This window comes from Burkholderia sp. SCN-KJ (assembly GCF_024656005.1).
GTDB lineage: Bacteria > Pseudomonadota > Gammaproteobacteria > Burkholderiales > Burkholderiaceae > Burkholderia.
In genome coordinates, this window is sequence record NZ_JANKOG010000025.1 from 60,479 (window position 1) to 81,752 (window position 21,274).

General features: G+C 65.9%; 18 protein-coding genes. 1 reads left to right on the plus strand and 17 read right to left on the minus strand.

Going from position 1 to position 21,274, the window contains the following annotated elements; translation table 11 throughout:
* Nucleotides 1-55: 55 nt before the first annotated feature.
* From phoB to NQV17_RS30875, 10 genes are all read right to left on the minus strand, one after another.
* Entirely contained in the window at nucleotides 56-757 is a 702-nt protein-coding gene (gene phoB / locus NQV17_RS30830; RefSeq protein WP_006750313.1) for a phosphate regulon transcriptional regulator PhoB, read from the minus strand.
* Nucleotides 758-788: 31 nt separating this feature from the next.
* Nucleotides 789-1,493, minus strand: a complete 705-nt coding sequence (phoU, locus tag NQV17_RS30835; RefSeq protein WP_257775173.1) for a phosphate signaling complex protein PhoU — start codon at nucleotides 1,491-1,493, stop codon at nucleotides 789-791.
* A gap of 18 nt (nucleotides 1,494-1,511) precedes the next feature.
* Nucleotides 1,512-2,360, minus strand: a complete 849-nt coding sequence (pstB, locus tag NQV17_RS30840) for a phosphate ABC transporter ATP-binding protein PstB (RefSeq protein ID WP_257775174.1) — start codon at nucleotides 2,358-2,360, stop codon at nucleotides 1,512-1,514.
* Between the two features lie 15 nt (nucleotides 2,361-2,375).
* Entirely contained in the window at nucleotides 2,376-3,269 is an 894-nt protein-coding gene (pstA, locus tag NQV17_RS30845) for a phosphate ABC transporter permease PstA (RefSeq protein WP_044844889.1), read from the minus strand.
* A complete protein-coding gene (pstC, locus tag NQV17_RS30850) occupies nucleotides 3,266-4,249 on the minus strand; it encodes a phosphate ABC transporter permease PstC (protein WP_257775175.1) in 984 nt (327 codons plus the stop codon). Before pstC ends, pstA begins: the two co-directional genes overlap by 4 nt.
* A 94-nt stretch (nucleotides 4,250-4,343) precedes the next feature.
* On the minus strand, nucleotides 4,344-5,378 hold the full coding sequence (gene pstS, locus NQV17_RS30855) for a phosphate ABC transporter substrate-binding protein PstS (RefSeq protein WP_124523546.1): 1,035 nt from the start codon (nucleotides 5,376-5,378) through the stop codon (nucleotides 4,344-4,346).
* A 454-nt stretch (nucleotides 5,379-5,832) separates the two neighbouring features.
* Nucleotides 5,833-7,188 (minus strand): phosphoglucosamine mutase, encoded by a 1,356-nt coding sequence (glmM, locus tag NQV17_RS30860; RefSeq protein ID WP_257775176.1) that lies wholly within the window; start codon nucleotides 7,186-7,188, stop codon nucleotides 5,833-5,835.
* A 36-nt stretch (nucleotides 7,189-7,224) separates the two neighbouring features.
* A complete protein-coding gene (gene folP / locus NQV17_RS30865) occupies nucleotides 7,225-8,166 on the minus strand; it encodes a dihydropteroate synthase (protein ID WP_257775177.1) in 942 nt (313 codons plus the stop codon).
* Between the two features lie 28 nt (nucleotides 8,167-8,194).
* Entirely contained in the window at nucleotides 8,195-10,090 is a 1,896-nt protein-coding gene (ftsH, locus tag NQV17_RS30870; RefSeq protein WP_044844894.1) for an ATP-dependent zinc metalloprotease FtsH, read from the minus strand.
* Between the two features lie 166 nt (nucleotides 10,091-10,256).
* Complete coding sequence (locus tag NQV17_RS30875; protein WP_044844895.1) at nucleotides 10,257-10,919, minus strand: RlmE family RNA methyltransferase; 663 nt, start codon at nucleotides 10,917-10,919, stop codon at nucleotides 10,257-10,259.
* Nucleotides 10,920-11,112: 193 nt separating this feature from the next.
* Here NQV17_RS30875 and NQV17_RS30880 point away from each other — a divergent pair, with 193 nt between their 5' ends.
* Nucleotides 11,113-11,640 (plus strand): YhbY family RNA-binding protein, encoded by a 528-nt coding sequence (locus NQV17_RS30880; protein ID WP_044844896.1) that lies wholly within the window; start codon nucleotides 11,113-11,115, stop codon nucleotides 11,638-11,640.
* A gap of 58 nt (nucleotides 11,641-11,698) precedes the next feature.
* Here the strand turns inward: NQV17_RS30880 and NQV17_RS30885 are convergent, their stop codons facing one another.
* The 7 genes from NQV17_RS30885 to NQV17_RS30915 form a co-directional block, all read right to left on the minus strand.
* On the minus strand, nucleotides 11,699-12,157 hold the full coding sequence (locus NQV17_RS30885; protein WP_044844897.1) for a DUF4149 domain-containing protein: 459 nt from the start codon (nucleotides 12,155-12,157) through the stop codon (nucleotides 11,699-11,701).
* A gap of 14 nt (nucleotides 12,158-12,171) precedes the next feature.
* Nucleotides 12,172-12,648, minus strand: a complete 477-nt coding sequence (gene greA / locus NQV17_RS30890; RefSeq protein ID WP_021163362.1) for a transcription elongation factor GreA — start codon at nucleotides 12,646-12,648, stop codon at nucleotides 12,172-12,174.
* Nucleotides 12,649-12,766: 118 nt separating this feature from the next.
* Entirely contained in the window at nucleotides 12,767-16,021 is a 3,255-nt protein-coding gene (carB, locus tag NQV17_RS30895) for a carbamoyl-phosphate synthase large subunit (protein ID WP_257775178.1), read from the minus strand.
* Nucleotides 16,022-16,081: 60 nt separating this feature from the next.
* Complete coding sequence (leuE, locus tag NQV17_RS30900) at nucleotides 16,082-16,753, minus strand: leucine efflux protein LeuE (protein WP_044844899.1); 672 nt, start codon at nucleotides 16,751-16,753, stop codon at nucleotides 16,082-16,084.
* 37 nt (nucleotides 16,754-16,790) lie between these two features.
* Nucleotides 16,791-17,936 carry a glutamine-hydrolyzing carbamoyl-phosphate synthase small subunit gene (carA, locus tag NQV17_RS30905; protein ID WP_257775179.1) on the minus strand — a complete coding sequence of 382 codons (1,146 nt, stop codon included), beginning with the start codon at nucleotides 17,934-17,936 and terminating at the stop codon, nucleotides 16,791-16,793.
* Between the two features lie 361 nt (nucleotides 17,937-18,297).
* The gene (locus NQV17_RS30910) at nucleotides 18,298-19,530 is read right to left on the minus strand and encodes a nitrate/nitrite transporter (RefSeq protein ID WP_257775180.1); all 1,233 of its coding nucleotides are present in this window, start codon (nucleotides 19,528-19,530) and stop codon (nucleotides 18,298-18,300) included.
* 152 nt (nucleotides 19,531-19,682) lie between these two features.
* Complete coding sequence (locus NQV17_RS30915) at nucleotides 19,683-21,251, minus strand: transglycosylase SLT domain-containing protein (protein WP_257775181.1); 1,569 nt, start codon at nucleotides 21,249-21,251, stop codon at nucleotides 19,683-19,685.
* Nucleotides 21,252-21,274 lie beyond the last annotated feature (23 nt).

Genomic DNA, 21,274 nt, shown 5'->3' on the forward strand with positions numbered 1-21,274 from the left:
TTCAGCGTCCGAAAGAATGAACGGCATGCCGCGGCACACGGCATGCCCGGATACGTTACGCGTGCTTGGCGAGCCGGTAGCCGCTGCCGCGCACGGTCTCGATCATCGCATCGCAGCCGGCCGGTTTCAAGGCCGCGCGCAATCGTTTGATATGGACGTCGACGGTGCGTTCCTCGACGAACACATGATCGCCCCAGACCTGGTCGAGCAGTTGCGTGCGGCTATGCACGCGCTCCGGATGCGTCATGAAGAAATGCAGCAGGCGGAATTCGGTCGGGCCGAGATCGAGCTTGATCTCGCTGCCGTCGCCGTGCGCGGCGACCCGATGCGTGGCCGGATCGAGGCGCAGCCCGTTGATCGACACGACGTCCTCGGTCAGCTGCGGCGCGCGGCGGCGCAGCACGGCCTTGATGCGCGCCATCAGCTCCTTCGGCGAAAACGGCTTCGTCACGTAGTCGTCCGCGCCGATCTCGAGGCCGAGCACCTTGTCCTGCTCGTCGCCGCGCGCGGTCAGCATGATGATCGGGATGTGCTTGGTCCGTTCGTTGTTGCGCAGGTCGCGCGCGAACGCGATGCCGGACTTGCCCGGCAGCATCCAGTCGAGCAGCACGAGATCGGGCAGCACGTCGCTGATCAGGTTCTGCGCCTGCTCCGCGTTGTACGCGCGGATCGGGCAGTGACCGGCATGCTGGAGATTCACCGAGATCAGTTCGGAAATCGCTGGCTCATCTTCGACGACGAGAATGTTGCTGGGCATCGGCACCTCTGTTCTTCCTATACGGAGTCGATTAACTGTTGGCTTCGCGATCGAGCGTGTCGCGCGGCTGGTGCCGCACGTCGGTGCCCTTCACGATGTAGATGATGAATTCGGCGATGTTCTTCGCGTGGTCGCCGATCCGTTCGATCGCCTTCGCGATGAACAGATACTCGAGACCGACCGAGATCGTGCGCGGATCTTCCTGCATGTACGACACGAGCTTGCGCACGAACGCGCGGAATTCGAGGTCGATTTCCTTGTCGTCCTTGACGATCTGCGCGGCCGCCACCGTATCGAGGCGCGCGAACGCGTCGAGCGCGCGGCGCAGGATCGTTACGGCCATCTCGCCCGACACCTTGATCTCGGCGATGTTCACCGCACGCGCGGCCGGTTCGTCGACCAGGCGGCGCACGCGCTTCGCGATCTTCTCGGCCTCGTCGCCGGCGCGCTCGAGGTTCGTAATCGTTTTCGAAATCGACATCAGAAGACGCAGGTCGCGCGCGGCCGGCTGCCTCCGCGCGATGATGTTGCCGCACTCCTGGTCGATGTCGACTTCCATCGCGTTCAGCGTTTCCTCGGCCGCGATCACCTTCTCGGCCGCATCGCGGTCGAATTCGTTCAGCGCATGCATCGCGCCGACGATCTGCGACTCGACGAGCCCGCCCATTTCCAGCACTTTCGACGACACGGCATTCAGGTCCGCGTCGAACTGGCTCGACAGATGTTTATCCGACATGGTTGTGATTCTCCGTCATCAGCCGAAACGGCCGGTGATGTAGTCTTCCGTTTCCTTGCGCACCGGCTTGATGAAGATCTTTTCGGTTTCGCCGAATTCGATCAGCTCGCCCAGGTACATGTAGGCCGTGAAGTCCGAGCAGCGCGCGGCCTGCTGCATGTTGTGCGTGACGATCACGACCGTGTAGTCGCTCTTCAGCTCCGCGATCAATTCCTCGATGCGGCCCGTCGAGATCGGGTCGAGCGCCGAGCACGGCTCGTCGAGCAGCAGCACTTCCGGACGGATCGCGATGCCGCGCGCGATGCACAGACGCTGCTGCTGGCCGCCCGACAGACCGTAGCCGCTCTGGCTCAGCTTGTCCTTCACTTCGTTCCACAGCGCGGCCTTCGTCAGCGCCCACTCGACGCGATCGTCCATCTCCGAGCGCGTGAGCTTTTCGAACATCTTCACGCCGAACGCGATGTTGTCGTAGATCGACATCGGGAACGGGGTCGGCTTCTGGAACACCATGCCGATCCGCGCACGCAGCAGCGAGATGTCGCGCTTGGTGGTCAGCAGGTTCTCGCCGTCCATCAGGATTTCGCCTTCGGCGCGCTGCTCCGGATAGAGCGCGAACATCTTGTTGAACGTGCGCAACAGCGTCGACTTGCCGCAGCCCGACGGGCCGATGAACGCCGTCACCTTCCCTTCGGGAATGCGCAGGTTGATGTTCTTCAGCGCGTGGAACTTGTTGTAGAAGAAGTTGAGGTTGTTGACCTCGATCTTCGCGTTCAGCGGCGCCAGCGGACGGCCATGCGCCGCATCGTGCGTGCCGGCGGGCGCAGCGGTGCGCTCGACGGGATTCAGGTGGCTTTCTGCCATATTCATCGGATTGCTCCGCCGTTACTTTTTCGAGAAGATCGAGCGCGCCAGGATGTTGAGTCCGAGCACCCCGAGCGTGATCAGGAACACGCCCGCCCATGCGAGCGACTGCCATTCGGCGAACGGGCTCATCGCGAACTTGTAGATCGTGACGGGCAGGTTGGCCATCGGCTGGCTCATGTCGACCGAGAAGAACTGGTTCGACAGGGCCGTGAACAGCAGCGGCGCCGTTTCGCCGGCGATCCGCGCGACCGCGAGCAGCACGCCCGTCACGATCCCGCCGACCGACGCGCGCAGCGTGATCTTCAGCACCATGCGCCACTTCGGCGTGCCGAGCGCGACGGCTGCTTCGCGCAGCGCGTTCGGCACGAGCTTCAGCATGTTCTCGGTCGTGCGGATCACGATCGGGATCTGCAGCAGCGCGAGCGCGATCACGCCGGCCCAGCCCGAGAAGCGCCCCGACTTCGCGACGACGATCGCGTACACGAACAGGCCGATCACGATCGACGGTGCCGACAGCAGGATGTCGTTGATGAAGCGGATCGTGCTCGCCAGCAGGTTCTTCTGGCCGTATTCGGCGAGATAGACGCCCGCGAGGATGCCGATCGGCGTGCCGACCAGCGTGCCGAAACCGCACAGCAGCAGGCTGCCGACGATCGCGTTCGCCAGGCCGCCGCCTTCGGTGTTCGGTGCCGGCGTCGATTCGGTGAACAGTTGCAGCGACAGGCCGCCGACGCCGAGATGCACCGTCGTGTAGAGAATCCACACGAGCCACAGCAGGCCGAATGCCATCGCGGCGAGCGACGCGGTCAGCGCGATCGCGTTGGTCACCTTGCGCTTGCGCTGCAGGCGGTTGCGCATCGCGTCGAGCGCGGCGCCGTTCGGCCCCGGGAAATTCATGATGGGCTCGCTCATTTCTTGCCCTCTCCCTTCTCGAGACGAAGCAGCAGCAGTTTGGAGATGGACAGCACGATGAACGTGATCACGAACAGGATCAGGCCCAGCTCCATCAGGGCGGACGTATGCAGGCCCGGTTGCGCTTCCGCGAATTCGTTCGCGAGCGCCGACGTGATGCTGTTGCCCGGCGCGAACAGCGACACGCTGTCGAGCAGGTTCGTGTTGCCGATCACGAAGGTCACGGCCATCGTTTCGCCGAGCGCGCGGCCAAGGCCGAGCATCACGCCGCCGATCACGCCGGTCTTCGTATAGGGCAGCACCACCTTCCACATCACTTCCCACGTCGTGCAGCCGATCCCGTACGCCGATTCCTTCAGCAGCACGGGCGTGACTTCGAACACGTCGCGCATCACCGATGCGATGTACGGGATGATCATGATCGCGAGGATCACGCCGGCCGCGAGAATGCCGATGCCGATCGGCGCGCCGGCCGTCAGCGGACCGAGCACCCACACGTCCTTGAACAGACGGCCGATCGGTTTCTGGAAGTATTCGGCGAAGATCGGCGCGAACACAAGCAGGCCCCACATGCCGTACACGATCGACGGAATCGCGGCGAGCAGCTCGATCGCGATGCCGAGCGGGCGGCGCAGCCACACGGGCGACAGTTCGGTGAGGAACAGCGCGATGCCGAAGCTGACCGGCACCGCGATGACGAGTGCAATCAACGACGTCACGATCGTGCCGTAGATCGGCACGACTGCGCCGTAGACATCCGAGTTCGGATCCCACTCGGATTGCCACAGGAAGCCGAGGCCGAACTTCTGGATGGTCGGCAGCGACGCAATGATGAGGGAAACGATGATCCCGCCCAGCAGCAGCAGGGTCACGATCGCGGCGAGCCGGGCGAGGCCGCCGAACAGAACGTCTCCGAGACGGCTCGGCGCGCGTTGCTGCGCGGCATCGGGCCGGGAGGACGTGTAGGAAATATCAGACATGGGCGCCTGTTCTCGATTGCCGGGCGCCGTAACGCCCGGCCTTACCGCACACACTGCCCGGCCGGCACGACCGGGCAGCGAACCGCTGGATGGCTTACTCTGCGGCGACCGGCTTGCCCGATGCGTCCGTCACCTTCGTCTTCCACTGCTTGCGGATTTCCGTCTCGACCGATGCCGGCAGCGAGATGTAGTCGAGGCTGTCGGCGGCCTTCTCGCCGTTCTTGAACGCCCAGCTGAAGAACTTCAGCGTTTCGGCGCCCTGCTCCGGCTTGTCCTGCTTCGCGTGCAGCAGCACGAACGTCGCGCCGACGACCGGCCATGCTTCCTTGCCCGGCTGGTTCGTCAGGATCTGGTAGAACGACTTCGACCAGTTCGCGCCCGCGGCAGCGGCCTTGAACGTTTCGGTCTTCGGCTCGACCACCGTGCCCGTCGAGTTCTTCAGGGCCGTGTAGATCATGTTGTTCTTCTTCGCGTACGCCCACTCGACGTAGCCGATCGCGCCCGGCAGGCGCTGCACGAACGCCGCGACGCCGTCGTTGCCCTTGCCGCCCGTACCCGTCGGCCAGTTGACCGTCGTGCCTTCGCCGATCTTCGACTTCCATTCGTCGTTGACCTTCGACAGGTAGTTCGTCCAGATGAAGCTCGTGCCCGAGCCGTCAGCGCGGCGAACGACCGCGATGTCCGTATCCGGCAGCTTGACCTTCGGGTTCAGCGCGGCGATCGCCGGGTCGTTCCACTTCTTGATCTTGCCGAGATAGATGTCGCCGAGCACCGGGCCCGACAGCGTCAGTTCGCCGGCCTTCACGCCCGGCACGTTGATCACCGGCACCACGCCGCCGACCACCGTCGGGAACTGGAACAGGCCTTCCTTCGCGAGCTCTTCATCCTTCAGCGGCGCGTCCGAACCGGCAAAATCGACCGTCTTCGCGACGATCTGCTTCAGGCCGCCCGACGAGCCGATACCCTGGTAGTTCACCTTCGCGCCGCCGGACTGCTGGTAGTCCGCAGCCCATTTCGTATAGATCGGCATCGCGAACGTGCTGCCTGCGCCCGTGATGTCGGCAGCTTGCGCGGCGACTGCGAAAAGCGCGCCAGCCAGGCCGGCAATCGCGGTTTGCATCAATTTCATGAGACCTCCAGTGTGTGAGCGGATGACTACGGCACCGCGAAGGTTAGGGGCTCCTCATGACGATAATGTGACAATCGATGAAACTGGCGTGACAGTAACATGACTGGTTGAAAGGGTGTAGCGGGCCCGGTTCGGGCAGCCGCACAAGCGCGGCGCGGCGGGGTTGGCGGCAAGAATTGCCGGTCGGGAAGAGGTAGATTGGTACCCGCCGATGCGGGGTGCGAGCGGATCGTATCGCAGCGCACGCCGGTCGGAAAGCCCCTTGCCGCGGCTGTCGCGATTCAGGGTCGGAGTGTGTGTTTGATCAGACGAAATCCGCGTCGAAAGCGCCTTCTATTTAATAGCGCAAACCTTTGCGTCTGACGAATTGCGGCGCCCGCAGGCGCCGCATGTCGAATCACCGGAGCGGCGGCGCGCATACGGCCGGACCGTCGCGCGCCGTCGCCGAGCCGGTTCAGGCCGTCGCCGCGCGCACCGCGTCGGCGATCGCTTCCGCGTGACGCGTCGCGTCGGCCGCATGCCGTGCCTCGACCATCACGCGCAGCACGGGCTCGGTGCCCGACGCGCGGATCAGCACGCGGCCGTGACCGGCCAGCGCGCCTTCGGCCGCGTCGATCGCCGCGCGAATCGATGCGTTGCCCTTCCAGTCGGCACCCGGCTTCATCCGCACGTTGATCAGCTTCTGCGGGAACAGCGTGACGCCGTCGAGCATCTGCGCAAGCGTGCGGCCGCTGCGCTTGAGCGCGGCCAGCACGAGCAGCGCCGACACGATGCCGTCGCCGGTCGAATGGCGGTCGAGCGACAGGATGTGGCCCGAGCCTTCCGCGCCGAGCTGCCAGCCGCGCTCGCGCAACTGTTCGAGCACGTAGCGGTCGCCGACCGCCGCGCGCACGAACTCGACGCCCTCACGCTGCAGCGCGACTTCGACCGCGAGGTTCGTCATCAGCGTGCCGACCGCGCCGTCGACCTTGCCGGCGGTCGCGATGCGGTCCTTCACAAGCACGTAGAGCAGCTCGTCGCCGTTGTACAGCCGGCCGGTCGAATCGACGACCTGCAGGCGGTCCGCATCGCCGTCGAGCGCGATGCCGAGGTCCGCATGGTTCGCCCGCACCGCGCGCATCAGCGCGTCGGGCGCCGTCGCGCCGACCCCATCGTTGATGTTGAAGCCGTTCGGCGCGACGCCGACCGGGATCACGTCCGCGCCGAGCTCGTGGAACACGTGCGGCGCGATCTGGTACGCGGCGCCGTGCGCGCAGTCGATCACGAGCTTCAGCCCGCGCAGATCGTAGGCGGCCGGGAACGTGCTCTTGCAGAACTCGATGTAGCGGCCGGCCGCATCGTCGAGGCGGCGCGCCTTGCCGAGCCGGTCCGACGATGCGCATTCGAGCGGCTTGTCGAGCCATGCCTCGATCTCGGCTTCGGTTTCGTCGGGCAGCTTGTTGCCGTCGGCGGAGAAGAACTTGATCCCGTTGTCCTGGTACGGGTTGTGCGATGCGCTGATCACGACGCCGGCCGACAGGCGCAGCGCGCGCGTGAGATACGCGACGCCCGGCGTCGGCATCGGGCCGGCCAGCATCACGTCGACGCCGGCCGCCGAGAAGCCGGCCTCGAGCGCGGCCTCGAGCATGTAGCCCGACACGCGCGTGTCCTTGCCGATCAGTACCGTCGGCCGTGCACCGGCCGCGACGTCGGCCGCACCGGCCAGTACCTTGCCGGCTGCATAGCCGAGACGCAACACGAAATCAGGCGTGATGGGCGCCTCGCCCACCGTGCCGCGAATGCCGTCCGTGCCGAAATATCGACGTCCCATGGCGAACCTTCCTCCTTCGTCTTTCTGATTTCTGACTTATCGTTGCCGCGCGGCTTCGCGCACGGCGTTCCAGACCTTCAACGCATCGACCGTCGCCGCGACGTCGTGCACGCGCACGATCGCCGCACCCCGCCCGACCGCGCACAACGCGGCCGCCACGCTCGCCGCGACGCGCTCCATCGGCGGCTTGCCACCAATCACCGCGCCGAGCATCGACTTGCGCGACATGCCCGCGAGAATGGGATACGCGCGCCCGTCGGGCCGCGCCGGCGCCGTGTCCGGCAACGCGGCCAGCAGCGCGTAGTTGTCGTCGACCACCGCCTTGCCGAACCCGAAGCCCGGATCGACGCAGATCCGTTCCGGCGCGACGCCCGCGTCGCGCAGCGCCTGCGCGCGCGCGGCGAGAAAATCGCGCACGTCGCTCACGACGTCGCCGTAATCGGGCTCGCCGACCTGCATCGTCTGCGGCTCGCCGAGCATGTGCATCGCGCACAGCCCGCTGTTACCCTCGCGCACCGCATCGATCGCGCCCGGCTGACGGAAACCCCAGATGTCGTTGATCAGGTCCGCGCCGGCGGCGAGCGCCGCGCGCATCACGGCCGGCTTGTAGGTGTCGATCGACAGCGGCACGTTCAGCGGCCGCAACGCTTCGACCAGCGGGATCACGCGCGCGAGTTCCTCGTCGAGCGGCACGGGCGGCGCGCCGGGGCGCGTCGACTCGCCGCCGATGTCGATCAGGTCAACGCCTTCGGCGATCATCCGCTCGGCCTGGCGCAGCGCATCGTCGCGCGCGAGGAAGCGGCCGCCGTCGGAGAACGAATCGGGGGTGGCGTTCAGAATGCCCATCACGAGCGGGCGCTCGAACGTCAGCGAGAAACGGCCGCACTGGAGCGGCGCGGGAATAGATGCGGAAACAGCGGAATCGGACACGGGCGGGAGGCGTTGACGAATGCAAAACGGGCCGGTGTGAAGCCACACCAGCCCGTGAACGGTGCTACGGCGAAGGTCAGGCCGGCGAAGCAGGCGCCGGCGCGTTGCCGGGCTTCACTTCGGCGGTGGTGCCGCCGCCCGACGAATCGCCGCCGACAGCCGGCGAGCTCTTCGGCGAACGCGGCGGACGCCCTTCCATGATGTCGTTGATCTGATCGGCGTCGATCGTTTCCCACTCCATCAGCGCGGCCGTCATTGCCTCCACCTTGTCGCGGTTCTCTTCGAGCAGGCGACGTGCAAGGCCGTACTGTTCGTCGAGCACGCGGCGGATTTCGCCGTCGACCTTCTGCTGCGTCGCTTCCGAGATCGTGCGCGTGAAGCCGCGACCGAACGGGCCGTTGTCGCTCTCGTCGTCGACGTAGACCATCGGCCCGAGCGCGTCGGTCATGCCGAAACGGGCCACCATCGCGCGTGCCGTCTGCGTCGCCTTGTTGAAGTCGTCCGACGCGCCGGTGCTGATCAGGTTCAGGAACAGCTCCTCGGCCACGCGGCCGCCGAACAGGATCGCCAGGCGGTCGAGCAGGTAATCCTTCGAATACGTCTCGTTGTCATGCTCCGGCAGCTGCCACGTGACGCCCAGCGCGCGACCGCGCGGGATGATCGTGACCTTGTGTACCGGATCGGCCTTCGGCAGCAGCTTCGCGATCACCGCGTGGCCCGACTCGTGGTAAGCCGTCGCGCGCTTCGCTTCCTCGCGAATCACCGCCGACTTGCGCTCCGGACCCATGAAGATCTTGTCCTTCGCGTCCTCGAAATCCTGCATCTCGACGATGCGCTTGCCGCGGCGGGCGGCGAACAGCGCCGCTTCGTTCACGAGGTTCGCGAGATCGGCGCCCGAGAAGCCCGGCGTGCCGCGCGCGATCACCGCTGCGTCGACGTCGTTCGCGATCGGCACCTTGCGCAGGTGCACGCGCATGATCTGCTCGCGGCCGCGGATGTCCGGCAGGCCGACATAGACCTGGCGGTCGAAACGGCCCGGACGCAGCAGCGCCTTGTCGAGCACGTCGGAACGGTTGGTCGCGGCGATCACGATCACGCCCGAGTTCGCTTCGAAGCCGTCCATCTCGACCAGCATCTGGTTCAGCGTCTGCTCGCGCTCGTCGTTGCCGCCGCCCATGCCGGCGCCGCGATGACGGCCGACCGCGTCGATTTCGTCGATGAACACGATGCACGGTGCGTGCTTCTTCGCCTGCTCGAACATGTCGCGCACACGGGCCGCGCCGACGCCGACGAACATTTCGACGAAGTCGGAACCCGAGATGCTGAAGAACGGCACCTTCGCTTCACCGGCGATCGCGCGGGCGAGCAGCGTCTTGCCGGTACCCGGAGGGCCGACGAGCAGCACGCCGCGCGGAATGCGACCGCCCAGCTTCTGGAATTTCTGCGGGTCGCGCAGGAAGTCGACGAGCTCGGACACTTCTTCCTTCGCTTCGTCGCAGCCCGCGACGTCGGAGAAGTTCACCGCGTTGTTGTTCTCGTCGATCAGCCGCGCACGCGATTTCCCGAACGAGAATGCGCCGCCTTTGCCGCCTCCCTGCATCTGCCTCATCATGTAGAACCAGAACACGATGATCAGGATCGTCGGCCCGAGATAGTACAGCGCGGACATCAGCGCGTTCGGCTCGTCGTCGGCCTTGCCGCTGACCTGCACGCCGTACTTCATCAGATCGCCGACCATCCAGATGTCGCCGGGCGACACGATCTGGTATTTCTGGCCATCAGCCGGAGTGACGGTGAGGTTGCGCCCCTGAACGATGACGTTCTTGACCTTGCCGTTCTTGGCGTCGTCCATGAACTGCGAATAGGACACACCTTCCTGGACGCGGGGCTTGTCGAACTGCTTGAACACCGTAAACAGCACCAGTGCGATCACCAGCCACACTGCTGCCTTCGAAAACATATTGTTGTTCAAAGCACCACTCCTTCACTCGTAGACGAGCGCCTACATTTTCCTTGCAGCGCTCCTCGGTCATTCTAATCCAGTCCGACCACCCCTGCCATAAGGATTGACAACCGCCGCGATAGCGCTTCGCTTGTCTGGCAAGGGCCGGAGCCCGTTTGCGGCACGCCGCTGCGCGTCAGCGCGGATGCTTCAGATGCCGACCCAAAATGAACGTTTCGGACGATTTGTCGCGGGACGCCTTCGGCTTGCGCGGCGCGACAGTCTTAAACTGCTGTTTGAACTTTTCGACGATCTGGCTGTAGCCGCTGCCGTGAAAACACTTCACGAGCAGCGCACCGTCCGGCTTCAGATGATTCTGCGCGAATTCGAGCGCCAGATCGCACAGATGCTCGATGCGCGCCGCGTCCGCCGAGGCCACGCCGGAGAGGTTGGGGGCCATGTCGGAAATAACAAGGTCCACCGCGCGACCTTCGAGCACTTCTTCGAGCCGGTGGAGGACCTCGTCCTCGCGGAAGTCGCCCTGCAGGAAGTGGACGTCGGCGATCGGCTCCATCGGCAGGATGTCGAGCGCCACGATCGTGCCGTCGATGCCGCCTTCGCGCTCCGCGTCGCGCTTCTTGCCCTGCGCGAGCTTGTTGCGGGCATACTGGCTCCAGCTGCCCGGCGTCGCGCCGAGGTCGACGATCACCTGGCCCGGACGGATCAGCTTGTCCTGCTCGTCGATTTCCTTCAGCTTGTACGCGGCGCGCGCGCGATAGCCCTCCCGCTGCGCCATTTTGACGTACGGGTCGTTGATGTGGTCGTGCAGCCAGTGCTGGTTAAAGCGGTTTTTTGCCATTCGAGAGAGAGATTGCTGCTATTTGCTTCGTGAAGCCGTGCTTTTGGCGGATAATACGCGTCTTCTTCGCGCGGCTGCGGCCCCTTCCGGGCCCAAGCCGCGATTTTACGTGGTTTCGGCGCGCGGCTGATGCGGTAACTTCCCGCGATTCGCTTCTGACGCAGCGCGCCCCTATTTAGATTTCGACATTTCCATGCCCGCCCTTTCGCTTTCCCCCGCCGAGCGCTCCGCGCTGCGCTCCCAGGCCCATGCGCTCAAGCCCGTCGTGCTGATCGGCGCCGAGGGGCTCACCGACGCCGTGCTGAAGGAAATCAAGGTGCACCTCGCTGCGCACCAGTTGATCAAGATCCGTGTGTTCGGTGACGAGCGCGACGAGCGCGTCGCCATTTACGACGAGATCTGCGACCGCCTGAACGCGGCGCCGATCCAGCATATCGGCAAGCTGCTGGTGATCTGGAAGCCCGAGGCTGCCGTGGCGGCCCCGGCCCGCGGCCGTCGTGCCGGCGCGCTGCCGAGCGCGGCCGAAGCCGTCGACGACAAGAAAGGCCGTGCACCGCGCACCGTCAAGGTCGTCAAGGTGTCGCCGAACGCGAGCCCCGTGCGCCGTCCGCGGCCTGTGAAAGTCACGGTGCGCGGCAACGAGCGCGTGACGGCAGGCGGCACGGTGAAGCGCGCGAAAAAGCGTCAGGCCAGCACGAAGCGGCCGCACCAGGGCAAGTAATCCCGCCGCGCGGCACGGGGCACCCCGTGCCGCGTTGCCCGCGCGGCGCTCACGCCATTCAGGCGTCTTGCGCCGGCAGACGCCAGATCAGCATCAGCCCCAGCACGCTCTCGACGAGATAGAACAGGCTCGAGACGCCGTGCAGCATCCCGAAGCGGCTCGCATACGGCGAGTTCGCGATATCGGTGCCCGCCTCCATCGCGGCCACCCGCAGCGCGTTCATGAACGGCTGCAACGCAAAATACCCGACCAGCACGCACGCGACCATCGCCGCGACGATCCAGCGCACGCGACGATAATCGCCGCTGCCGCGCCGCACCTGCTGGTTCGACAGCGCGAGCAGCAGCACGCCGCATACGACACCGAGGATCGCCTCGATGCGGAACAGCTGGGCGGCGACCGAGCCGGCCGTCATCCGCTCCAGCGTCCTGAACAGCACGGGCGCGACCGCATACCCGATCGTCAGCAGGCTGCCGACCCACACGGCCGACAGCAGGCGGAACACGCGATGCGGCATCACGTCGCCCCGCTTCAGATATAGCTGACCGAGATGATTTCGTACTCGCGCACGCCGCTCGGCGCCTGCACGGCCGCGACGTCGCCTTCGGACTTGCCGATCAGCGCGCGCGCGATCGGCGAGCTGACCGAGATCAGGCCGTGATCGATATCGGCTTCGTCGTCGCCGACGATCTGGTACTTGACGGTGTCGCCGGACTCGAGATCCTCGAGTTCGACCGTCGATGCGAAGACCACGCGGCCTTCGGCGTCGAGCACGGTGGGATCGATGACCTGCGCGGCCGACAGCTTCGATTCGATTTCCGCGATGCGACCCTCGATGAAGCCCTGTTTTTCTTTCGCAGCGTCGTATTCCGCGTTTTCGGACAGATCGCCCTGTGCGCGGGCCTCCGCGATCGCGTTGATCACGGCCGGCCGCTCGACGGACTTGAGGCGCTGCAATTCATCGCGCAGTTGCTCTGCGCCACGCTTTGTCAACGGAATGGTGCTCATAAACGGCTCAATCGCTAAAAACGGCTATAAAAAAAATCACCGCGATTAAACGTATTTCCGGTGAACCGGAAACACCGCTTAATCGCGGCACGTGTTGCTTCGACAGGTAACTGACTGCTTAGTTTAGGCGAGCGTGAAGACCTTGTAAATCATAGACTTCCAGATCCTTCAGGTAGCGCAGGCCTTCGACGGCCGCGCGCGCGCCGGACATCGTCGTGTAGTACGTGACCTTGTGCGCCTGCGCGCTCATGCGGATCGAACGCGAATCGGCGATCGCCTGGCGCGTCTCGTCGACCGTCGTGAACACGAGTGCGATCTCGCCGTTCTTGATCATGTCGACGATGTGCGGACGGCCGTCCTTCACCTTGTTCACGACCTTCACCGGCACGCCGGCCGCTTCGATCGCGGCAGCCGTGCCCTTGGTCGCGACGATCGGGTAGCCGAGGTCGTGCAGCATGCGCGCGACTTCGACCGCCTTCGGCTTGTCGGCATCCATCACGGTGAGCAGCACCGTGCCCGACTCCGGCAGGCGCGAACCGGCCGCGAGCTGCGACTTGAACAGCGCTTCGCCGAAGGTCTGGCCGACGCCCATCACTTCGCCGGTCGAACGCATTTCAGGCCCGAGGACCGGATCGACGGTCGGGAACTTGACGAACGGGAACACCGCTTCCTTCACGCTGAAGTACGGCGGCTCGACTTCCTTCGTCACGCCCTGCTGCGCGAGCTTCTGGCCGACCATCGCGCGCGCCGCGATCTTCGCGAGCGGCAGGCTGGTCGCCTTCGACACGTACGGCACCGTGCGCGACGCGCGCGGGTTCACTTCGAGCACGTAGATGATGTCCTGCTTCGAACCGTCCGCCTGCGGCACCTGCTGGATCGCGAACTGCACGTTCATCAGGCCGACCACGTTCAGCGCCTTCGCCATCGCGCCCGTCTGGCGCTTCAGCTCGGCCACGGTTTCCTTCGACAGCGAGTACGGCGGCAGCGAGCATGCCGAGTCGCCCGAGTGGACGCCCGCCTGCTCGATGTGCTCCATCACGCCGCCGATGAACACCGACTCGCCGTCGCAGATGCAGTCGACGTCGCATTCGATCGCGTCGTTCAGGAAGCGGTCGAGCAGCACCGGCGAATCGTTCGACACCTTCACGGCCTCGCGCATGTAGCGCTCGAGGTCGCGCGGCTCGTGGACGATTTCCATCGCGCGGCCACCGAGCACGTACGACGGACGCACGACGAGCGGGTAGCCGATTTCGGCCGCCAGCGCGAGCGCTTCTTCTTCGGCGCGCGCGGTGCGGTTCGGCGGCTGGCGCAGGCCGAGGTCCTGCAGCAGCTTCTGGAAGCGTTCGCGGTCTTCGGCCGCGTCGATCATGTCCGGCGACGTGCCGACGATCGGCACACCGTGCGCCTCGAGGTCGAGCGCGAGCTTCAGCGGCGTCTGGCCGCCGTACTGGACGATCACGCCGACCGGCTTTTCCTTGTCGACGATCTCGAGCACGTCTTCCAGCGTCAGCGGCTCGAAGTACAGGCGGTCGGACGTGTCGTAGTCGGTCGACACCGTTTCCGGGTTGCAGTTGACCATGATCGTTTCGTAGCCGTCCTCGCGCATCGCGAGGGCCGCGTGCACGCAGCAGTAGTCGAACTCGATGCCCTGGCCGATCCGGTTCGGGCCGCCGCCCAGCACCATGATCTTCTTGTTGGTGGTCGGCTGCGCCTCGCACTCTTCCTCGTAGGTCGAGTACATGTAGGCCGTCTTGGTCGCGAACTCGGCCGCGCAGGTGTCGACGCGCTTGTAGACCGGGCGCACGTTCAGTTCGATGCGGCGGCGGCGGACGTCTTCCGGCGTCGCGCCGAGCAGCTTCGCGAGGCGGCGGTCGGAGAAGCCGCTCTGCTTCAGGAAGCGCAACTCGTCGAACGTCAGCGACGCGAGCGTGCGGCCCGCGAGCGCCTTTTCCTTCAGGATGATCTGCTCGATCTGCTCGAGGAACCACGGGTCGATCGCGGTTTCCGCGAAGATTTCCTCGGCCGTCATGCCGATGCGGAACGCATCGCCGACGTACCAGATGCGATCCGGGCCCGGCTCGTGGATCTCGATCGCGATCTCGTCGCGGTCGGTCGACTTCTCGTCGAGACCGTCGACGCCGACTTCGAGGCCGCGCAGCGCCTTCTGGAACGATTCCTGGAACGTGCGGCCGATCGCCATCACTTCGCCGACCGACTTCATCTGCGTGGTCAGGCGCGAATCGGCTTCGCGGAACTTCTCGAACGCGAAACGCGGGATCTTCGTGACGACGTAGTCGATCGTCGGCTCGAACGACGCCGGCGTCTGGCCGCCGGTGATTTCGTTCTTCAGCTCGTCGAGCGTGTAGCCGACCGCCAGCTTCGCCGCGACCTTCGCGATCGGGAAGCCGGTCGCCTTCGACGCGAGCGCCGACGAACGCGACACGCGCGGGTTCATTTCGATGACGACCATGCGGCCGTCCTTCGGGTTGATCGAGAACTGCACGTTCGAGCCGCCCGTGTCGACGCCGATCTCGCGCAGCACCGCGAGCGATGCGTTACGCAGGATCTGGTATTCCTTGTCGGTGAGCGTCTGCGCCGGCGCGACCGTGATCGAGTCGCCGGTGTGCACGCCCATCGGGTCGAGGTTCTCGATCGAGCACACGATGATGCAGTTGTCGGCGCGGTCGCGCACGACTTCCATCTCGTATTCCTTCCAGCCGAGCAGCGATTCCTCGATTAGCAGTTCGCGCGTCGGCGACAGGTCGAGGCCGCGCTTGCAGATCTCTTCGAACTCTTCGCGGTTGTACGCGATGCCGCCGCCCGAGCCGCCGAGCGTGAACGACGGACGGATCACGACCGGGTAGCCGCTGCCGCCGGTGCCGGCCATGATCTCGGCGTGCACCTGGGTCGCTTCTTCCATCGAGTGCGCGATGCCCGACTTCGCGGAACCGAGACCGATCTTGGTCATCGCTTCCTTGAATTTCTGGCGGTCTTCCGCCTTGTCGATCGCTTCCGGCGACGCGCCGATCAGCTCGACGCCGAATTTCTCGAGCACGCCGTGGTGGTGCAGGTCGAGCGCGCAGTTCAGCGCGGTCTGGCCGCCCATCGTCGGCAGGATCGCGTCCGGGCGCTCCTTCTCGATGATGCGTGCGACCACTTCCCACGTGATCGGCTCGATGTACGTGACGTCGGCCGTGTTCGGGTCGGTCATGATCGTCGCCGGGTTGCTGTTCACGAGGACGACCTTGTAGCCCTCTTCACGCAGCGCCTTGCAAGCCTGCGCGCCCGAATAGTCGAACTCGCAAGCCTGGCCGATGATGATCGGGCCGGCGCCGATGATGAGGATGCTTTTGATGTCTGTGCGTTTTGGCATGGCTTGTGAATTCAGTAAGTAATCTTTGTCGTGGCGTTGTCGTCGGTCGGCAGGCCGCGCTCAGCTCATGGTGGCGAGCGCGAGCTTCACCGAGAAACCGATGAACAGGCCGCCCACGCTGCTCGCCGCGCCCGCCGCGAGCCTGCGGCGGCGGCGGAAATGCTCGGCGAGCCGTGCGCCCGCGAAGATCAGCGTGCTCAGGTACAGGAAGCTCGCGCATTGCGCGATCGCCCCGAGCACGACAAACGACAGCGCGGGATGCGGGAATGCCGGGTCGACGAACTGGATGAAGAACGAGATGAAGAACAGGATCGCCTTCGGATTCAGGAGGCTCACGATCAGCGCCTTGCGGAACGGCTTGTCGAAAGACTGTTCGCCGTCGACCGCCTGCGGCGCGTCAGCCGGCGCATCGCTGCGCGCGCGCAGCTTCTGCCACGCGCTGCGCAGCATGCCGGAGCCGATGTAGAGCAGATACGCGGCGCCGCCGTACTTCACGACGGAGAACAGCAGCGGGTTCGCCTTCAGCAGCGACGCGACGCCCGCGGCGGACAGCACCATCAGCACCGTATCGCCGACGAACACGCCGCAGGCCGCGCGATAGCCGGCCTTCACGCCGCGCTGCGCCGCGAGCGACAGCACGTACATCGAGTTCGGCCCCGGCAGCAGGATGATGAAGATCACGCCGAACACGTAGGTCCAGATATCCGTGATGCCGAGTGCGTGGCCGAACATGATGCGAATCTCCCGTTCTTCGGTTGCTTCAGTTGCGTCAGGCGTTGCGCTGCTTCGCCGCGTCCATCAGTGCGGTGAAACGGTCGAACAGATAGCCGATGTCGTGCGGGCCGGGCGACGCTTCCGGGTGGCCCTGGAAGCAGAACGCCGGCTTGTCGGTCAGCTCGAAGCCCTGCAGCGTGCCGTCGAACAGCGACACGTGCGTCACGCGCGCGTTGGCCGGCAGCGAATCCGCGTCGACCGCGAAGCCGTGGTTCTGCGACGTGATCACCACGCGACCGTCGCCGAGATCCTTCACCGGATGGTTCGCGCCGTGGTGGCCCGTCTTCATCTTGAGCGTCTTCGCGCCGACCGCGAGACCCATGATCTGGTGGCCGAGGCAGATGCCGAAGGTCGGCACGCCACGCTCGATGAACTGCTTCGTGGCCGCGATCGCGTAGTCGCACGGCTCCGGATCGCCGGGGCCGTTCGACAGGAAGATGCCGTCCGGATTCAGCGCGAGCGCATCTTCCGCGCTCGCTTGTGCCGGCAGTACCGTCACGTGGCAGCCGCGCTCCGCGAGCATGCGCAGGATGTTGTACTTGACGCCGAAGTCATACGCGACGACGCGGTACTTCGGCGCTTCCTGCATGCCGTAGCCGCTGCCGAGGCGCCATTCGGTCTGCTTCCACTCGAACGACTTCGTGGTCGACACGACCTTCGCGAGGTCCATGCCCGCGAGGCCCGGGAACGAGCGCGCGAGTTCGATCGCCTTCGCCGCGTCGTCCGAACCGGCCAGGATGCAGCCGTTCTGCGCGCCCTTGTCGCGCAGGATACGGGTCAGCTTGCGGGTATCGATGCCGGCGATCGCGACGACGCCTTCGTCGCGCAGGTAATCGCCGAGCGTGCGGTCCATGCGGAAATTCGATGCGAGCGTCGGCAGATCACGGATGATCAGGCCGGCGGCATGGACTTTCGTGGCTTCGACGTCTTCGGCGTTGACGCCGACGTTGCCGATATGCGGGTAGGTGAGCGTGACGATCTGACGCGCGTAGCTCGGATCAGTCAGGATTTCCTGATAGCCGGTAATCGCGGTGTTGAACACGACTTCACCGATCGTGTGGCCTTCGGCCCCGATCGAATAACCACGAAAGACCGTGCCGTCGGCGAGTGCAAGCAAGGCGGGAGAAAAAGACGGCAACACGGGAGGCTCCTTGGGGAACACCCTGCTGCCGACCTGTTTACCCTGCCGCGCAAGCGCCGCGCTGCGTAGGCGCGCGGAATCGCTAGCTGGACGCGACCTGCGTTGTCGAGACGCGAACCCGGCGCGTGGCGCACGAGGCTTCGCGGCATCGCCCGACAGGCGGCGTGCGGCGGATGAACGGGATGAGTGAGGTAGGCGCTAGGGTGCGAGGTTGATCAGCACAAACTTTCAAATTATAGCCCGAAAATGGCCTTATCTTCAATCGATATGGCCGTCCGATCGTGTATGCGGCGCCCGTGACGGCGCGCAATCGCGCACGACCTTCGTTGCTGCGGCCCCGTTTCCGCAGCCGCCCTACCCGTCAGCGTACCGCCGGATCAACGTGCTTGCCAGCGCTGCGCGCGGGCCACGCGCACCAGACCGCGCTCGCGAGCTGCAGCGCGAGCAGCACGCTCCACACGGTGACGTGCGCGGCGGCCGGGTAATGGCCGTCGACGGCCGGCCAGTGCGACAGCACCGCGCCGATGCCGATCTGGAACGCAAAGATCAGCACGAAGATCACGAGCGTCAGCGTCGTATTCGCGCGGCCGATCAGATGCGCCGGGAAGTGACCGGCCAGCACCGCGTAGGTCAGGATCCCGACGCCGCCGAACATCCCGTAGGCCGCCCACAGCACGGCCGGCGGCAGCGGCACGCGCGCGACGATCGCGGCCTGCGTGGCGACGAACAGCGCCATGCCGATGCCGCAAAATGCCTGGACCGACACCCCGCGGCGCTCGAGCACGCGCGCCGCCGCGCCGAAGCCGACGCAGCCCGCCATCATCGCGAAGCCGAGCACCGACACGAGCCGCGCGGCGTGCTGCGCATCGAACCCCGCGACGTCGTGCAGGTACGGGCCGACCCACAGCGACTGCATCGCGTAGAACACGCCCTGCGTGACGATCGAGAACGACGAAATCTTCCAGAACGCACGGCTGCCCAGGATGTGCCACGTGCCCTTGAACTGGCTGACGATTCCGCCCTGCTGACGCGGCCGCTCGGCTTCCGGCGCACCGAGGCCGATCGCGGCCGCGACGACGATCGTCAGCACCGCGAGGCCGCCGCAGATCACGCGCCAGCTCGTCACGCCGAGCAGCCAGGTCAGCGGCGAGCCGACCGCGACGCCGCCGAGGCCGCCGACCGCCATCACGAGACCGTTGACGAGCGGCAGCCGGCCGACCGGAAAATGCTGCGCGAGCGCCTTGAACGCCGCGCCGAGACACACCGATACGCCGACGCCGATCAGGAGCCGGCCGACCATCATCGTGCCGAGGTCGTGCGCGATGCCGAACACGGCGGCACCGGCGGCCGCGAACAGCAGCATCCCGGCCGCCACGCGGCGCGGGCCGAAATGGTCGAGCAGCACGCCGGCCGGAATCTGCGCGCCGGCGAAGCCGAGGAAATAGAGACTCGTGAGCAGCCCGAGATCGGCGGCCGACAGCCCGAGCTCGTGCGTGACGAACGGCGCGAAGCCGAGATTGACGCCGCGGAACACGTACGACACGAAATATCCGATCGCAAACAGCGCGAGCACCCTCACCTGCACCGACGACATCGCTTCTCCTTGTGACTGCGCGCAGCGGCGGCCGCGCTGCCGCGCACAAACGAAAACGCCGTCACCTCGGTGACGGCGTTGCTACGCGTTTCGTCGGATGATAACGCAATCGCGCGGCCCGGTCGGGCCACCGCGCCGCGATCGCGGCCGCGTTACTTCTTGCCCTTGTGCGCAGCGGCCTTCGGTGCAGCCTTCGCGGGCGCGGCCTTGGCCGCGCGGGCCGCCGGCTTCGCGGCACCGTGCTTCCCGCCGCGCGACTTGCCGCCGACCGACAGGCTCGCGCGCTCGATATGCGCGCCGGCGGTCGACGTCGCGATCCGCTCCGGCCCCGGCTCGGCCGGCACCGCGCGGCCGACCGGCACGTGCAGCACGAGCGCCTGGCCCGGCATCGCGAGATCGCGATGCGTGCGGTTCCACGCCTTCAGCTGCGCGACCGACACGCCGTAGCGGCCGGCGATCGCGGCCATCGACTGCTTGCGGCGCACGCGGATCAGCATCTTGCGCGTGTCGGGCACGTCGGGCTCCATCGCGAGCACGCCGTTTTCCGCGACGTCCGCGCTGATGTCCTCGTCGTCGTCATCGCCGCGCGGCACGACGATCGTCGAGCCCGGCTTCAGGCGCATGCCGGCCGGAATCTTGTTGACCGACATCAGCGTGTCGGCATCCACGCCGATCTTCTCGGCGATCGCGGCCGGGCGCGCGCGCTCGCTGACCGTATAGGTGGTCCACGTCGACAACTGCCCGTTGTAGGCCTTCAGGTTCTTCTCGAACGCCGCCGCATTGTCGAAGGGCAGCAGGATCTGCGGCTCGGTCGCGCCGAGGATCACCGGCTTCGCGAACGACGGGTTCAGCGAGCGGAACTCGTCGAGCGACAGGTTCGCGAGCTTCGCGGCCACCGCCACGTCGATGTCGCGCGCCGTCGTGACCGTCACGAAATACGGGTGGTTGGGGATCTCCGGCAGCGTCAGGCCGAACTGCTGCGGATTCGCGATGATGTTCTTCACCGCCTGCAGCTTCGGCACGTAGTTGCGCGTCTCGTTCGGCATCCGCAGGCTCTGGTAGTCGGTCGGCAGGCCGGCCGCCTGGTTGCGCGCGATCGCGCGCTGCACGTTGCCTTCGCCCCAGTTGTACGCGGCCAGTGCCAGATACCAGTCGCCGAACATGTCATGCAGGCGCGACAGGTAGTCGAGCGCGGCGCTCGTCGACGCGAGCACGTCGCGACGCTCGTCCTGCCACATGTTGCGCTTCAGGTTGTACGTGCGGCCCGTGCCCGGCATGAACTGCCACATGCCGGCCGCCTTCGCGACCGACAGCGCCTGCGGGTTGAACGCGGATTCGATGAACGGCAGCAGCGCGAGCTCGGTCGGCATGTGGCGCGCCTCGAGTTCCTCGACGATGTGATAGAGGTACTTCTGCGAGCGCTCGGTCATGCGCTGCACGTAATCGGGACGTTGCGTGTACCAGGTCGTCTGCATGTCGACGAGGTCGCTCTGCAGGTCGGGCATCTGGAAGCCGCGGCGAATGCGGCCCCAGAGATCGGAGTCGGCACTGGTCAGGTCGCCGACGGATTGCTTGTCGACGTCGACAGTTTCTTTGGCGGTGGCTGATTTACGGAGGTAGTTGGACGTCGCCTCAGAATCGGCGGCGTTGTTGGCGACAGGGGCCTGGCTCGCGCAAGCGGCGAGCAGCAGGACCACCATCGCACTCAATATAAGTCGCATGAAAATCTCGGCTTCCGACGGCT

Excerpts from the sequence above, each read along its gene's own strand:
- pstS (WP_124523546.1), bottom strand. The coding sequence starts at position 5,378 with ATGAAATTGATGCAAACCGCGATTGCCGGCCTGGCTGGCGCGCTTTTC.
- carB (WP_257775178.1), bottom strand. The coding sequence starts at position 16,021 with ATGCCAAAACGCACAGACATCAAAAGCATCCTCATCATCGGCGCCGGC.
- NQV17_RS30875 (WP_044844895.1), bottom strand. The coding sequence starts at position 10,919 with ATGGCAAAAAACCGCTTTAACCAGCACTGGCTGCACGACCACATCAAC.
- pstB (WP_257775174.1), bottom strand. The coding sequence starts at position 2,360 with ATGAATATGGCAGAAAGCCACCTGAATCCCGTCGAGCGCACCGCTGCG.
- phoU (WP_257775173.1), bottom strand. The coding sequence starts at position 1,493 with ATGTCGGATAAACATCTGTCGAGCCAGTTCGACGCGGACCTGAATGCC.
- NQV17_RS30880 (WP_044844896.1), top strand. The coding sequence starts at position 11,113 with ATGCCCGCCCTTTCGCTTTCCCCCGCCGAGCGCTCCGCGCTGCGCTCC.
- leuE (WP_044844899.1), bottom strand. The coding sequence starts at position 16,753 with ATGTTCGGCCACGCACTCGGCATCACGGATATCTGGACCTACGTGTTC.
- NQV17_RS30885 (WP_044844897.1), bottom strand. The coding sequence starts at position 12,157 with ATGCCGCATCGCGTGTTCCGCCTGCTGTCGGCCGTGTGGGTCGGCAGC.
- pstA (WP_044844889.1), bottom strand. The coding sequence starts at position 3,269 with ATGAGCGAGCCCATCATGAATTTCCCGGGGCCGAACGGCGCCGCGCTC.
- NQV17_RS30915 (WP_257775181.1), bottom strand. The coding sequence starts at position 21,251 with ATGCGACTTATATTGAGTGCGATGGTGGTCCTGCTGCTCGCCGCTTGC.
- phoB (WP_006750313.1), bottom strand. The coding sequence starts at position 757 with ATGCCCAGCAACATTCTCGTCGTCGAAGATGAGCCAGCGATTTCCGAA.
- greA (WP_021163362.1), bottom strand. The coding sequence starts at position 12,648 with ATGAGCACCATTCCGTTGACAAAGCGTGGCGCAGAGCAACTGCGCGAT.
- glmM (WP_257775176.1), bottom strand. The coding sequence starts at position 7,188 with ATGGGACGTCGATATTTCGGCACGGACGGCATTCGCGGCACGGTGGGC.
- pstC (WP_257775175.1), bottom strand. The coding sequence starts at position 4,249 with ATGTCTGATATTTCCTACACGTCCTCCCGGCCCGATGCCGCGCAGCAA.
- NQV17_RS30910 (WP_257775180.1), bottom strand. The coding sequence starts at position 19,530 with ATGTCGTCGGTGCAGGTGAGGGTGCTCGCGCTGTTTGCGATCGGATAT.